The sequence below is a fragment of the Bradyrhizobium sp. 76 genome (genome assembly GCF_023073025.1).
Taxonomy (GTDB): Bacteria; Pseudomonadota; Alphaproteobacteria; order Rhizobiales; family Xanthobacteraceae; genus Bradyrhizobium.
On sequence record NZ_JADPIS010000035.1, the window covers coordinates 383,245 to 397,417 of the forward strand.

Here is a 14,173-nt window from a genome sequence, read left to right on the forward strand (position 1 = left end):
TCACCCCCGACCGTTCATGGTTGTTCTCAAAGCGCGCCGGCGTCAGTTCATCTTGACGTCGAGTTCCTTGGCGACGAGATCGAGCACCTCCTGCCCAACCCGCCCCTTTGCCCATTTGTAGGTCGGCTGCATCGCTTCCTGCCACGCCTTGCGATCGGCGTCAGTCAGATAATGCAGCGTGGTCTTGCCCGTCTTCTTGATCTCGGCCAGCGCGTCCTCGTTTTCCTGGTGCGCGATCTGGTTGGTGTAGTCGGTCGCCTCGTTCATCGCCTTCTCGAGCTGGGCGCGGATATCGGGCGGCAGGCCGGACCAGAATTTCGAGTTGACGATGACGGCATATTGCAGGTGCGCGTGATAGGACACGGTGATGTCCTTCTGCACCTCGTAGAATTTCTGCGTCAGGTAGTTGGACGCGGTGTTCTCGCAGCCGTCGACTACGCCCGTCTGCAAAGCCTGGTAGACTTCGGAAAACGCCATGATCTGGGGGATCGAACCCATGATCCGGAGATATTGGTCGGCGACCTTCGATCCGGAGATGCGGAATTTGAGACCCTGGAAATCGGCCGGCTTCATCAGGGCACGGTTGGCGGAGAGCATGTGGAAGCCGTTGTCCCAATAAGCGAGCCCGGTGATGCCCTTGGTCTCCAGCTTATCGAACAGCCACTTGCCGATCGTGCCCTTCATCGCGTTGGAATAGGTCTGGTCGTCCTTGAACAGCCAGGGCAGGTCGAGCGCCTCGAACTCCTTGATACCGAGCGGGGCGAACTTCGCGGTCGAAGGGGCGAGCATGTGCACCGAGCCGAGCTGCAGCGCCTCGATCTCCTCCTTGTCCTTGTACAGCGTGGAGTTCGGGTAGATTTCGACCTTGACCTTGCCGTCGGTGTACTTCTCCGCAAGTTCCTTGAACTTCAGGGCGCCCTTGCCCTTGGGAGTGTCGTTGGCGACGACGTGGCTGAATTTGATGACGATCGGGCTCTGGGCCTCGACAACGGTGGGCATCACGAGAATGGCTGCGGCCGCGACCGCAAGAAGCAGCTTGCGCATGAACGAACCTCCCAACAACCTCTAAAACCGGGTCTTTTTTGTTTTCCGATTTCAGTACTGACAGCAATCCGCCACCCGAACAACTAGACCTAAGCCCAATTTGCCGCAGCCAAGCTATCTTGCGCAACCCGGCTCCTGCTGCCGTTCCCGAAGCGAGCGCTTATGTCGCATTGCGGCAGTGCGATCAGCCGTTGCGCTGGACAACCATGAACAGACGCCGGAACGGAAACAGCGTCTGTCCCGCGGCGTTCTTCGGATAGGCTTTCGCCACCCGCATCCCATAGGCGGCTTCGAACGCGGCCTTCTCGTCGCCCTGCAAGATGTCGAGATAGCGCGTCAGCCAGGTCCCCTTGGTCCATTCCTTCACGGGATTCTCGCCTTCCAGCACCTGCAGATATTCGGTCTCCCAGATGTCGATATTGGCCGACATCGGAGCAAGAAGACCGTGATAATAGGCCGGCGCTTCGACCGGCGGCGGCGTGACGAGATGCTCGACCTTGGAACGCCAGGGACCGTTCAGCGCGGTCTCGCCGATCAGCACATGCGACGGAGCCAGAAAGTTGCGCGGCATCTGCACAGCGAGCATTCCGCCGGGCGTCACCTTCTCCATGATCGATGGAAACAGGGCCGCATGATTGGGCAGCCAGTGCAGTGCGGCATTGGAATAGACGACGTCATACTGCTTCGTCGGGCGCCAGTGGCCGAGATCCTCGTGTGACCATTCCACATCCGGCGCCGCCTTGCGGCCGGCGGCGACCATCTCGGCCGAACCCTCGACACCGGTCACCGTCGCGTCCGGCCAACGCTCCTTGATCAGCTTGGTGACGTTGCCGGCGCCGGCGCCGAGATCGGCAACCGCACGCGGACCAGAATCCGGAATCCGCATCAAGAGGTCGACGGCGGGCCGGAGCCGGTGGCCGGAGAATTTCAGATATTGCTGCGGATCCCAGACCATCGCTCGGCGCCTTTTCTTTTTCGTGTTTCCTTCAACGCGGCTCTTGGTTACCACTGCTCGTCCCGGTCGGGCAAATCAGGCTAACGGGGACAGGGCAGGAAACGAACAGAAAAACGAACGGCCCAGCGACAAGCAGAAAAGCGAACAAGAGGGCGTGTCACCATGGATCTTGGGCTCACATCGAAAACCGCCGTCGTCACCGGAGCCAGCGTCGGCATCGGCCGTGCCATCGCCAAGGGCTTGGCTGCCGAAGGCGTGCGCGTCGTCGGCGTGGCACGGCGGACCGACCTGCTCGCCGAGCTGGTGAAAGAAGTCGGCTCCGGTCTGATCACGCCCTTCGAGCAGGACGTGATGGCCAAGGACGCGGCCGAGAAGATTTCGGCCTTCGCGCTCAAAGAGCTCGGCCATGTCGACATCCTCATCAACAATGCCGGTGGCAGTCGCCCCCTCCCCGTCGATGCCCCCGACAGCCAATGGGACGAGGCGATCGCGCTGAATTTCACCAGCTATCGCCGCATCGCGCATGCGCTGCTGCCGCAGATGATCGAGCGCAAATGGGGCCGCATCGTCAACATCACCGGCAAGTCAGAGCCGGAAGGCCTCAACGCCGCGTTCGCCGCCAAAGCCGCCGTGCACGCCTGGGCCAAGGGCCTGTCGCGCGAGATCGGCGAGCACGGCATCACCATCAACTGCATCCCGCCCGGCCGCATCATGAGCGAACAGATCCGCCGCAACTACGCGCCTGATTATCGCGAGCGGTTCGCAGAGGAAGAGATTCCCGTTGGCTATTGGGGCGAGCCAGAGGACCTAGCGGCGTTGGCGGTGTTCTTGGCGTCACCGGTGGCGCGGTACATCACGGGCACGGTGATCCCGGTGGATGGGGGGCTGCGGAGGTATCAGTTCTAGAACCGATTGGACTTCGTAGGATGGGTAGAGCGCAGCGAAACCCATCGACAGCATACGACGTGAAACCTGATGGGTTTCGCAAATGCTCTACCCATCCTACGGCCTACCGCCTTACTCATGCAGCAGCGTTTGCCAGTCTGGAGGCACCGCGCCGTCCGGTCCGGGCACCGGCTGATCCAACGGATGCGCGTGAGGACCTTGAAGCTTCGGGCCGGCGAAAGCCTCTCCCGTGCGATAGTCGTAAAACCATCGTTCGCCCGGCTCGAAGCTCGTGATGATCGGATGACCTGTCGCCGCGCTGTGTTTCGTTGCGTGCTGATTTGGTGACGCATCACAGCAGCCGATGTGACCGCATTCGACACATCTGCGAAGGTGAAACCACCACCCGCCCGCAGCCGAGCATTCCACGCACCCCGTTTTGCTTGGTTTGGCCGCGAGATTGATGCCACCCCTCTCAGACTTCATAGGTCAGCTCACCGAAATTGCCCGCGGCCACCACCGATGCATTCACGCCGCGATCTCCGCCACGATCGCATTTTGCCAGTGTTTTGCCCGACGGGTCAACGTCATGGCGGCGGCGAATGTCGTCGTGACGCGGTTCGAAAATCCCTTATTGATCAAGGGGCGCTCTACTTTGCATGGGGTTGTTTTCGCGTTTTTTGTTTCGGGCCCTCAAAAAAACCTCGCAAGCCCCCGCGTGACCACTCACCCCGCCTGCAGGATCTCCGCGATCGCGGCCCCCGCTGCGATCGTGCCGAGCTTGCCGCCGACGTCGCGTGTCGCCCTGCCCTCGCCGATCGCCTTCGCGACCGCCGCCTCGATCGCACGTGCGGCTTCCTCGTAACGCACCGCGCCGCTGTTCTCGCCGTGCCATCCGAGCAGCAGCGCCGTGGACAGGATCAGCGAGACCGGATTGGCAACGTCCTGTCCGGCTATGTCAGGCGCCGAGCCATGCGCGGCCTGCGCCATGGCGTGGCTGTCGCCGACATTGAGCGAGCCGCCGAGCCCGAGGCTGCCGGAGAGCTCGGCGGTGAGATCGGACAGGATGTCGCCAAACAATGTTGGTGGCGACGATGACGTCGAAGCGGTCGGGGTTGCGCACCACATGCGCCATCATCGCGTCGACGAGGATGTCGTCGACCCCAAGGCCGGGATAGGCCTTCGCCGCCTCGCGGCAGATATCGAGGAACATGCCGTCACCGAGCTTGAGCACATTGGCCTTGTGCACGATGGTGAGATGCTTGCGCCGCTTCATTGCCAGCCGGCACGCCGCATGCGCTATGCGCTCGCAGCAAAGGCGCGTGATCCGGCGCAGCGCGATCACGACGTCCGATGTGACCAGCATCTCGCCATTGCCCTGCTCCATGTTGCGGTCGGCGTAAAACCCTTCCGTGTTCTCGCGCACCACGACGAGGTCGAAATCGCCGACCCGGCCGGACAGCCCCGCATAGGTGCGTGCCGGCCGGACATTGGCGTAGAGGTCGAGGTTCTTGCGAAAATGCCGCGACGGGTTGATCTCGCCATGGGCCTCGTCCTTGAAGTCGAAAGTCGCGGTCGGCCCGAGCACCAGGCCGTCGGCGGCGCGGACGATGTCGAGCAGCTCGGGGCGCACGGTCGTGCCAAATTGTTTCAGGCTCGCATGCCCGACTGCGTGCTCCTCCAGGCGCAGATCGAGCTGGAAGCGTTCGGAGGCCGCGCGCAACACGCCTGATGTCGCGGTCGTGATCTCGGGCCCGATGCCGTCACCGGGCAAAACGACGATGTGCATGGCGGTCCCCCGAGATTGCAGCAGTTCGCGCGATCATACGCCGGCGCCCGATATCATCGCCCAGCCTTCGCGCATACACAGCATGCAAGCATATGCCTGTGGAAGGCGGCCGCGCCGTAGTACATGCCAAGTCCCCTGTAGCCGGCCGCCGGAGCCACGCGCCCACGCAATGACAATCACGTTACCTGCCGGCGCGCGCGAGCCCGACCACACCATTTCCGACGGCCTTCCAGCCGCACAGCGGCGCTGGGCCATTGCGGCGATCTTCACCGCGCTGGCGATGGCCTCGCTCGACACCGCGATCGCCAACATCGCGCTGCCCGCCATTGCCGGCGACCTGCATGTCAGCCCGGAGCAATCGGTGTGGGTGGTCAACGTCTACCAGATCGCGCTGGTGGCGACGCTGCTGCCGCTGGGAGCACTCGGCGAGATCGTCGGGCACCAGCGCATCTATCTTGGCGGCCTGATCCTGTTCACCATCGCCTCGCTGTTCTGCGCGGTGGCCTGGTCGCTGGAGAGCCTGCTGGTTGCGCGCACGCTGCAAGGGCTGGGTGCGAGCGGCATCATGAGCGTCAACACGGCGCTGGTGCGCTTCGTCTATCCCGGCCGGATGCTCGGCCGCGGCTTCGGCCATAACGCGCTGGTGGTCGCGACCGCCTTCACCTTCGGTCCCTCGATCGCCTCCGCCATCCTCGCGGTCGGCCCGTGGCCTTGGTTGTTCGCCGTCAACATCCCGTTCGGCCTCGTCGCGATCGGCATCGGATTTGCGATGCTGCCGAAGACGCCGCGCGCCGATCACGGCTTTGACTTTCTCGGCGCGGCCCTGGCGTCGGCCTGTCTCGGGCTGTTCATCACGGGCATCGGCAGTGCTGCGCATAATCTCTCACCGGTGGTCGTGGGCATCGAGCTGGTCACGGCCCTTGCGCTTGGCTTCATCCTGACGCGCCGGCACGCCGACCATCCGGCGCCGATGCTGCCGATCGACCTGTTCAGCCGGCCGATGTTCGCGCTGTCGGCGGCGACGGCGGTGTGTTCCTTTGCGGTGCAGGGCCTCGCCTTCGTCTCGCTGCCGTTCTATTTCGAGGACGTGCTGGGGCGTTCGCAGGTCGAGACCGGATTCTTCATGACGCCGTGGCCGCTGGTGGTCGGCATCATGGCGCCGATCGCCGGGCGCCTCTCCGACCGGCACGCGGTCGGACTGCTCGGCGGCATCGGCCTCGTGCTGCTCGGCCTCGGCATGGCGCTGCTCGCGATGCTGCCGGCCAATCCTGCGATTCCCGACATCATCTGGCGGATGGTGATCTGCGGCATGGGCTTCGGCTTCTTCCAGGCACCGAACATGAAGGCGGTGATGTCGAGCGCGCCACCGCATCGCAGCGGCAGCGCCTCGGGCATCGTCGCCACCGCGCGCCTGACGGGGCAGACGACGGGGGCGGCGCTCGCCGCAGCCTGCTTCTCGCTCGCCGGTCACGACGGCGCGGTCGTGGCCTTGGCACTCGGCGCCGGGTTCGCGGCACTCGGCAGCGTGATGAGCTTTTTGCGGCTGACGGTGAAGTAGACCGTCAGGCCAGATATCGGGCCACCGTCACCTCGACGGTCGCGACCGGAATGACCGTCTCCTCGTCGAGTGCGGCGAGGCGCGTATCGATGGCAGCGATGACCTTGCGCGAGAACGGCCCGAGATGCGCATAGGCGGCGATCATCTGCACGGCAATCCGCGCCGACGTGGTGTCGCGCTTGGCGCAGTTCATGAAGGTCTGCCACAGCGGCCCGCGCGCCTCGGGAAGGGCTGTGACGACCTTGTGCACCGTTTCCATCGCGCCGATCCGGGCGCGGATATCGCCTTCCGCGAGCTCCTGGCGCTGGCGAGAGCGGTCGAGCAGCGTCATCAGACGGTCGATGCGCCTTGCATAGGCCGCCGGGCTGTAGATGTGCTCCAGCACGCGCTTGTAGTCCGTCAGGATGTCGCGCAATGGACGCACCGGATCGAAGTTGATCCCGGCGGTGCACTGATCCGCGCCGATGGTCGGCGCCAGGTCATGGCCCGGATGCAGCCGGCCTTCGCGCTCCAGGCGGCGCGTCAGCTGGGTGTTCGGCAAGGCATAGAGCAGGCCGACCATGCTGACCGGGATCGCCGCCTCTTCGATGAAGTCGATCATGGCATCAGCCATCGAGAGCTTCTCATTGTCGAAGCCGACGATGAAACCCGCGGTGACAAGCATGCCCGCGGCGTAGATCTTGTGGATGCTCTCGGCGATGTTGCGCCGCGTGTTCTGCTTCTTCCGCATCGCGACCAGCGTCGCGGGATCCGGACTTTCGATACCGACGAAGATGGCGAAGAAATTCGCCTGGCCCATCAGGTCCAATAGCTCGGGATCGTCGGCCAAATTGACAGAGGCTTCAGTGGACAATTCGAAGGGATAGCCGTGGGCACGCTGCCATTCGGCCAGCTGGGGCAGGAACAGCCGGAGCGACTTCTTGTTGCCGATGAAGTTGTCGTCGACGAAGTCGAGATGGCCGCGGTAGCCCATGGCGTAGAGCCTGTCGAGCTCGACCAACATCTGCTCGTTCGTCTTGGTTCGCGGCACCCGGCCATAGAGCTCGATGATGTCGCAGAACTCGCAGGTGAACGGGCAGCCGCGGGAATACTGCACACCGAGATAAAGGTAGTCCTCGAACTTGAGCAGGTCGAAGCGCGGCACCGGCGTCTTGGTGACGTCGGCCTGGAATTTCGGCGCGATGAAGACGCCGGAGCGTGCGCCACTGTCCCAGGCCGCGACGAATTCGTGGAGAACGCTTTCGGCCTCTCCGAGCACCTGGTAGTCGGCCCTCTCATAGATATGGGGGCTCGAGGTGGGATCGGGACCGCCGACGACCACCGGCTTGCCCGCGGCACGGCAAATTTCGATCAGGCGCAGCGTGTCGGCCTGCTGCGGCATCATTCCGCCGGTGAAGACGACGTCGGCCCAGGAAAGATCCTCGTCGCTGAAGGATTCCGTGTTGCAATCGATCAGCCGGACCGTCCAGCTCTCGGGCAGCATCGCGGCAACGGTGATCAGCCCCAAAGGGGCTGCGGGGCGCTTCACGCCCAACACTTTGCAGGATTCGCCAAAGCTCCAGAAGGACTCTGCCGAGAACAGCGGATAGAGCATCAGGACTTTGCAAGGCTGCGATACGTTCATGGAACCCCTTTTTGGCTGATTCCACTGTAGCAGAGCATTGTCGACTTGCACCCCGGCAAAAGGGACAAACTGTCGCTCTCGGTTCCAATGGGGCGGCGCAGAAGCCGGTAAACGTCGCCCCAAGCCGTGCCCAGAGCCGGCCGGGAGGAAATCTCCGGCGGCTACCCCTCGGACTATTGATTTGAACGTTTCCAATTTGCCGGACACATTGCGCCGCTGAGTCCAGTCGGTGGATCGGACCAATCAGGGGACTGCGATGGCAAACCTAACAATCAACGGAAAAACCTTCACGCTCGACGTCGAGCCGGATACGCCCCTGCTGTGGGCGATCCGCGAGAATGCCGGCCTGACCGGCACGAAATATGGCTGCGGCATTGCACAATGCGGCGCCTGCACCGTTCACATCGACGGCGTCGCCACCCGCTCCTGCGGCGTTTCAGTTGGCGAGGCCGCAGGCAAGAAGATCACGACCATCGAAGGGCTCGCCTCCGGCAACGCACTGCACAAGGTGCAGGAAGCCTGGATCGCCCAGGATGTTCCGCAATGCGGCTATTGCCAGAGCGGCATGATCATGGCGGTGGCGGCGCTGCTGAGCGAGAAGCCGAAGCCGACCGACGCCGACATCGACGAGGCCATCACCAATATCTGCCGCTGCGGCACCTTCCAGCAGGTGCGCGAAGCGATCCACACGATCGCAAGCGCGTAAGGAGCCGCCACATGAACAAGCATGTCTCTCCCAGGATGAACCGCCGTTCCTTCGTCGTCGGCACCGCCGCGGTCGGCGCGGGTCTCGCAATCGGCCTCGATTTCCCCTTCGGCGGCCCCGCCGTGGTCCGCGCGGCCGACGGCTCCCCCGAGATCGGCGCCTGGGTCGTGGTCAGGCCCGACGACACCGTCGTCATCCGCATCGCCCGCTCCGAAATGGGCCAGGGCTCGCTCACCGGCCTTGCCCAGCTGGTCGCCGAGGAACTCGAATGCGACTGGTCGAAGGTCTCGACCGAATATCCGACACCGGGCCAGAGCGTCGCCCGCAAGCGCGTCTGGGGCGATTTCTCGACCGGCGGCAGCCGCGGCATCCGCTCTTCGCAAGACTATGTCCGCAAGGGCGGTGCCACCGCGCGCGTGATGCTGATCCAGGCTGCCGCCGAGGCGTGGAAAGTGCCGGCGTCCGAATGCACGGTCGCGAACAGCGTCATCACCCACACGCCGTCCGGCAAGACCACCACCTACGGCAAGGTGGCCGAGGCCGCGGCCAAGTTGACGCCACCGGCCGACGTCAAGCTTAAGGACCCCAAGGACTGGAAGCTGATCGGCAAGGGCGTGAAGCGGCTGGACACCGCCGAGAAGACCACCGGCACCATGATCTACGGCATCGACGTCAAGCTGCCGGGCATGCTGAACGCCGCGATCAAGGACTGCCCGGTGTTCGGCGGCAAGCTGAAGAGCTATGACGAAGCCAAGATCACCGGCATGAAAGGCGTCAAAAAGGTCGTCAAGGTCGGCGACACCGCGGTCGCGGTCGTTGCCGACACCTGGTGGCACGCCAAGACCGCGCTGGAGGCGCTGCCGATCGTCTGGGACGAGGGCGACAACGCCAAGGTCTCGAGCGAGTCGATCGCGAAATGGCTGACCGAGGGTCTCGACAACGGGCAGCCGGCCTATGTCGGCAACAAGAACGGCGACGCGAAGGCGGCGATTGCCGGTGCCGCCAAGAAGATCGAGGCCGTCTACAGCTATCCCTACCAGAACCACGCCACCATGGAGCCGATGAACGCCACGGCGCTCTACACGGCGGACAAATGCGAGGTCTGGTGCGGCACGCAGAATGGCGAGGCGGCCTTCGCGGCCACGTTGGAAGCGTCGGGCCTGCCGGCGGAGAAGTGCGACGTGCACAAGGTGATGCCCGGCGGCGGCTTCGGCCGGCGCGGCCAGACCGACTATGTCCGCCAAGCCGTGTTGATCGCCAAGGAGATGCCGGGCACGCCGATCAAGCTGTTGTGGTCGCGCGAAGAGGACATGGCGCACGGCCGATATCACCCGATCACCCAGTGCAAAATGACCGGCGCGTTCGATGCGGACAACAATCTGGTCGCGCTGCACTATCGCCTATCCGGGCAATCGATCCTGTTCTCGCTCCGCCCCGAAGCGCTGCAGAACGGCATGGATCCGGCCGCGTTCCAGGGCGTCGCCCAGTCCGGCGAAGCCGCGTTCGGTTACTCCGTGCCAAACCTCCTGGTCGAGCATGCGATGCGCAACCCGCACGTTCCGCCGGGCTTCTGGCGCGGCGTCAACGTCAATCACAACGCGATCTACATGGAATGCTTCATGGACGAGCTGGCCCAGGCCGCAGGCCAGGACCCGCTCGAATTCCGCCGCAAGCTGATGGGCAATCATCCCAAGCATCTGGCGGTGCTCAACGCCGTGGCCGAGAAGATCGGCTGGAGCACCCCGGCGCCGCAGGGCATCTATCGCGGCATCGCGCAGGTGATGGGCTATGGCAGCTATGTCGCCGGCGCCGCCGAAATCTCGGTGACCGACGGCAACAAGATCAAGGTGCATCGTATCGTCGCATCCACCGATCCCGGCTACGTCGTCAATCCGGCGCAGGTGGACCGACAGATCGCAGGCTCCTTCGTCTATGGCCTTAGTGCCTTGTTCTACGGCGGCTGCACCGTCAAGGACGGCAAGATCGAGCAGACCAACTTCGACACCTACAATTCGATGCGCATCAACGAGATGCCGAAGGTCGAATCGGTGATGGTGCCGAGCGGCGGGTTCTGGGGCGGTGTCGGCGAGCCGACCATCGGCGTCGCGGCACCGGCGGTGCTCAACGCATACTTCGCGGCGACGGGCAAACGCATCCGCTCGGTGCCGTTACGCGATCAGAACATCACCTTCGCCTGAGAAACGCCGGGGCGGTCGTAACTGCCGCCCCGGCCCACTTTCCGGATAATATCCATGAATAGGCCGGTGACACGGCGGAATGCCGTCATCGGCATCACCGCCGCGGCAACATCGCTCGCCGTCCCCTCCGTCCTGCGCGCGCAATCGACGGGGCGCGTTGTCGTGGTCGGCGGCGGCTTTGGCGGCGCCGCTTGCGCCCGCGCGCTGAAGCGCGCGCAGGCAAACTTGCAAGTCATCCTGATCGAACCCAATGCGGTCTTCACCTCCTGCCCCTTCAGCAACGAGGTAATTGCCGGCCTGCGCGACATCGAAGCTCAGCAATTTGGCTATGACAGGCTCGGTGCCGAAGGCGTCACCGTGATCAGCCAGGCCGTGACCACAATCGAGCCGCAACTGCGCAGCGTGGTGACGGCCGATGGCGTTGCGTTGCCCTATGATCGTCTCGTCCTCTCCCCCGGCATCGACTTCCATTTCGACGCTCTGCCTGGCTACGACGAAGCCGCATCGGAAAAAATGCCGCACGCCTGGAAGGCCGGCGCGCAGACGCTGCTATTGCGCCGGCAGCTGGAAGCCATGCCGGACGGCGGCACCGTCGCGATTGCGATCCCCGCGAATCCCTCGCGCTGTCCGCCGGCACCTTACGAGCGCGCCAGCCAGATCGCGCATTACTTGAAAACCAAGAAGCCGCGCTCGAAAGTGTTGATCCTCGATGCCAAGGACAATTTCTCCCAGCAGCGACTGTTCGAGAAGGCGTGGAAGGAGCTTTACGGCGACATGATCGAACGCATCGGGCTGTCGCAAGGCGGCCGTGTGACCTCGGTCGATCCCGCGACAAGGACTATCGTCACCGAATTCGGCAACTACACGCCTGATGTCGCCAACGTCATCCCGCCGCAGCGAGCGGGACGCATCGCCGAGATCGCGGGGGCTACAGATGCCACCGGCTGGTGCCCGATCGATCCCGTCACCTTCGAATCGAAACTTGTCCAGAACATCCACGTCATCGGCGATGCCTGCCTCGGCGGGGGCATTCCCAAATCGGCATCCGCGGCAAGCGCACAGGGCAAGGCCTGCGCTTCCGCGATCGTGAGCCTCCTTGCCGGCCGCGCACCAGAAACGCCGCGATTGACAGGCGTCTGCTACAACATTGTCGCACCCGGCTACGGCTTTTCACTCGCGGGCAATTACCAGCCCAGGGGCGACATCTTCGCCGAGGTCGAGGGCGGCGCGACCAGCCCGGTGGATGCGCCGCGCGAATTGCGCGCCCGCGAGGCAACCGAAGCCGAGCGCTGGTTTCAAACCATCACGGCGGACACCTTTGGCTAGAACATCGGCCCATATCGCAGCGCTGACCGCCGCCAGTATCGCCTTCGCCTGCTATGCAGGAGCCGAGCAACTCCGGCCCTACAACGTCGTCGGCGACGGCATCGCGGAATCGCTCACCGGCGCGCCCGGCGATGCCGCGCGCGGGCGCGCTCTGGTGCTCGCGCGCACGACGACTTGTATCCTGTGCCATTCCGGCCCCTTTCCGGAGACCCGGTTCCAGGGCAACCTCGCGCCTGACCTCTCGGGTGCAGGGAACCGCTGGACGGTGAGCCAGTTGCGGCTTCGACTGGTCGATGCGACGCGCTTCAACCCGGAGACCATCATGCCGTCCTATTATCGCACCGATCACCTCGTGCGGGTCGGGCGAAATTTCGTCGGCAAACCGATCTTGTCCGCCGCCGAGATCGAGGACATCGTGGCTTTTATTGCAACGCTTCGGGACTAGGGCTGTTCATGCCGACCACGCGACGACAATTCCTGAACCTTGCTGGAAGCGTGACGGTCGCCGGGACGATACCGATCGTCACCCTGCGACCGCTCGAAGCGACACCGGCGATGCTCACCGCCGCGATCCGCAACGTCGTCGGCGAAGCACCTGTACGCACCGGCAAGGTGAAGCTCGACATTCCGCCGCTGGTCGAGAACGGCAACACGGTGCCGCTGACCGTGAGCGTCGCGAGTCCGATGACGGCGAACGACTACGTCAAGAGCATCCACGTCTTCAACGAGAAGAACCCGCAGCCGAACATCGGCAACTTCCATCTCGGCCCCTCCTCCGGCCGCGCCCAAATCTCGACCCGGATTCGGCTCGCGGATACCCAGAAGGTGGTGGCGATCGCGCGCCTTTCCGACGACACGTTCTGGCAGGTCACGACCGAAATCGTCGTGACGCTGGCCGCCTGCACCGAGGAGATGAATTGATGGCCGCGCTCATCAACGTTCCGTCGAAAGCCAGACGCGGCGAAATCGTCGAGATCCGCACGTTGACCTCGCACATCATGGAGACCGGCTTCCGCCATACCGCGGACGGCGCGCTGGTCCCGCGCGACATCATCACGAGCTTCACGTGCCGCTACAACGGCACCGAGATTTTTCGCGCCGATCTCTTCCCGGCGATCGCAGCCAATCCCTATCTGTCGTTCTTCACGGTCGCGAAGGAGAGCGGCGAGTTCGAGTTCGAATGGATCGGCGACAACGGCTATTCGTCCAGCGCATCCGCGTCGATCACGGTCGAATGAGTTTTTGGCGCGCGATATCGGCCGCGGCGCTCCTCGCCACGGCCCCTGCCCTGTTCGCCGGCGAGATCCCATTGGACGCGCGCCGCTCCGGTTATTCGTTCATGGGGCCCGACACGCGCGCGATGCAGGATGACGACACCTCAAATCCCGGCATGCTGTTCGTGATCGACGGTGAGGCGTTGTGGACGAAGAAGACCGGCAGCGCCGACAAGGCCTGTGCGGATTGCCATGGCGATGCACGCGGCAGCATGAAAGGCGTCGCCGCGCGCTATCCGGCCTTCGACAAGGCGCTGGCGCGGCCCGTAACGCTCGACCAGCGCATCAATCTCTGCCGCAGCAATCATCAGCAGGCACCGGCGCTCCCCTACGAGAGCCGCGACCTGCTGGCCCTGTCCGCCTTCGTCGCGCATCAATCGCGCGGGGTCGCGATCACGGCCGGCGACGATCCGCAACTGAAGCCATTCGTCGAACAGGGCCGCGACCTCTTCATGCAGCGCGAAGGCCAGCTCAACCTTGCCTGCACCAATTGCCACGACGACAATTTCAGCAACCGGCTTGCCGGCGCGCCGATCACGCAGGGACAGCCAACCGGCTATCCGCTTTATCGCCTGGAATGGCAGACGCTGGGATCGCTGGAGCGGCGGCTACGCAGTTGCATGACGGGTGTCCGCGCCCAAGCCTATGATTTCGGCGCGCCCAAGCTGGTCGCGCTCGAACTCTATCTGATGTCGCGGGCGCATGGCTTGCCGATGGAAACGCCGGCCGTGCGGCCCTGAATTCCACAGATTAGGGCTAGGCAGACGCGGAACGGCCGCTAGTATCCGCCCAAATTGAGTCACAGGGAGGGACC

At 64.0% G+C, this 14,173-nt stretch carries 13 protein-coding genes and 1 pseudogene; 9 read left to right on the forward strand and 5 right to left on the reverse strand.

Annotated features, from left to right (window positions below):
- Window positions 1–42: 42 nt before the first annotated feature.
- Complete coding sequence (locus tag IVB48_RS09570) at window positions 43–1,044, reverse strand: DctP family TRAP transporter solute-binding subunit (RefSeq protein ID WP_247399647.1); 1,002 nt, start codon at window positions 1,042–1,044, stop codon at window positions 43–45.
- A 184-nt stretch (window positions 1,045–1,228) separates the two neighbouring features.
- The gene (locus tag IVB48_RS09575; RefSeq protein ID WP_247399648.1) at window positions 1,229–1,999 is read right to left on the reverse strand and encodes a methyltransferase domain-containing protein; all 771 of its coding nucleotides are present in this window, start codon (window positions 1,997–1,999) and stop codon (window positions 1,229–1,231) included.
- A 162-nt stretch (window positions 2,000–2,161) separates the two neighbouring features.
- Here IVB48_RS09575 and IVB48_RS09580 point away from each other — a divergent pair, with 162 nt between their 5' ends.
- The gene (locus IVB48_RS09580; RefSeq protein ID WP_247399649.1) at window positions 2,162–2,905 is read left to right on the forward strand and encodes an SDR family oxidoreductase; all 744 of its coding nucleotides are present in this window, start codon (window positions 2,162–2,164) and stop codon (window positions 2,903–2,905) included.
- Window positions 2,906–3,016: 111 nt separating this feature from the next.
- Here the strand turns inward: IVB48_RS09580 and IVB48_RS09585 are convergent, their stop codons facing one another.
- Together IVB48_RS09585 and IVB48_RS09590 are read right to left on the reverse strand one after the other, a co-directional pair.
- A complete protein-coding gene (locus IVB48_RS09585; protein WP_247399650.1) occupies window positions 3,017–3,370 on the reverse strand; it encodes a UBP-type zinc finger domain-containing protein in 354 nt (117 codons plus the stop codon).
- A 240-nt stretch (window positions 3,371–3,610) separates the two neighbouring features.
- Window positions 3,611–4,673: pseudogene (locus IVB48_RS09590) on the reverse strand (isocitrate/isopropylmalate family dehydrogenase).
- A gap of 169 nt (window positions 4,674–4,842) precedes the next feature.
- Between IVB48_RS09590 and IVB48_RS09595 the strand changes: the two are divergent.
- On the forward strand, window positions 4,843–6,231 hold the full coding sequence (locus IVB48_RS09595; RefSeq protein WP_247399651.1) for an MFS transporter: 1,389 nt from the start codon (window positions 4,843–4,845) through the stop codon (window positions 6,229–6,231).
- A gap of 4 nt (window positions 6,232–6,235) precedes the next feature.
- Here IVB48_RS09595 and IVB48_RS09600 read toward each other — a convergent pair whose 3' ends face one another.
- Window positions 6,236–7,855, reverse strand: coding sequence for a B12-binding domain-containing radical SAM protein (locus IVB48_RS09600; RefSeq protein WP_247399653.1), 1,620 nt, complete (start codon window positions 7,853–7,855; stop codon window positions 6,236–6,238).
- Window positions 7,856–8,111: 256 nt separating this feature from the next.
- Between IVB48_RS09600 and IVB48_RS09605 the strand changes: the two genes are divergently transcribed.
- The 7 genes from IVB48_RS09605 to soxA are packed head-to-tail and all read left to right on the forward strand — an operon-like array spanning window position 8,112 to window position 14,099.
- Window positions 8,112–8,561 carry a (2Fe-2S)-binding protein gene (locus IVB48_RS09605; protein ID WP_007594050.1) on the forward strand — a complete coding sequence of 150 codons (450 nt, stop codon included), beginning with the start codon at window positions 8,112–8,114 and terminating at the stop codon, window positions 8,559–8,561.
- 11 nt (window positions 8,562–8,572) lie between these two features.
- Window positions 8,573–10,759, forward strand: a complete 2,187-nt coding sequence (locus IVB48_RS09610; protein ID WP_247399655.1) for a molybdopterin cofactor-binding domain-containing protein — start codon at window positions 8,573–8,575, stop codon at window positions 10,757–10,759.
- A gap of 54 nt (window positions 10,760–10,813) precedes the next feature.
- The gene (locus IVB48_RS09615) at window positions 10,814–12,085 is read left to right on the forward strand and encodes an NAD(P)/FAD-dependent oxidoreductase (protein WP_247399657.1); all 1,272 of its coding nucleotides are present in this window, start codon (window positions 10,814–10,816) and stop codon (window positions 12,083–12,085) included.
- The gene (soxX, locus tag IVB48_RS09620; protein ID WP_247399659.1) at window positions 12,078–12,530 is read left to right on the forward strand and encodes a sulfur oxidation c-type cytochrome SoxX; all 453 of its coding nucleotides are present in this window, start codon (window positions 12,078–12,080) and stop codon (window positions 12,528–12,530) included. The genes IVB48_RS09615 and soxX overlap by 8 nt, the downstream gene beginning before the upstream one ends.
- An 8-nt stretch (window positions 12,531–12,538) precedes the next feature.
- Window positions 12,539–13,006 carry a SoxY-related AACIE arm protein gene (locus IVB48_RS09625; protein WP_027568780.1) on the forward strand — a complete coding sequence of 156 codons (468 nt, stop codon included), beginning with the start codon at window positions 12,539–12,541 and terminating at the stop codon, window positions 13,004–13,006.
- Entirely contained in the window at window positions 13,006–13,323 is a 318-nt protein-coding gene (gene soxZ, locus IVB48_RS09630; protein WP_247399661.1) for a thiosulfate oxidation carrier complex protein SoxZ, read from the forward strand. The genes IVB48_RS09625 and soxZ overlap by 1 nt, the downstream gene beginning before the upstream one ends.
- Window positions 13,320–14,099 carry a sulfur oxidation c-type cytochrome SoxA gene (gene soxA / locus IVB48_RS09635; protein WP_247399663.1) on the forward strand — a complete coding sequence of 260 codons (780 nt, stop codon included), beginning with the start codon at window positions 13,320–13,322 and terminating at the stop codon, window positions 14,097–14,099. The genes soxZ and soxA overlap by 4 nt, the downstream gene beginning before the upstream one ends.
- Window positions 14,100–14,173 lie beyond the last annotated feature (74 nt).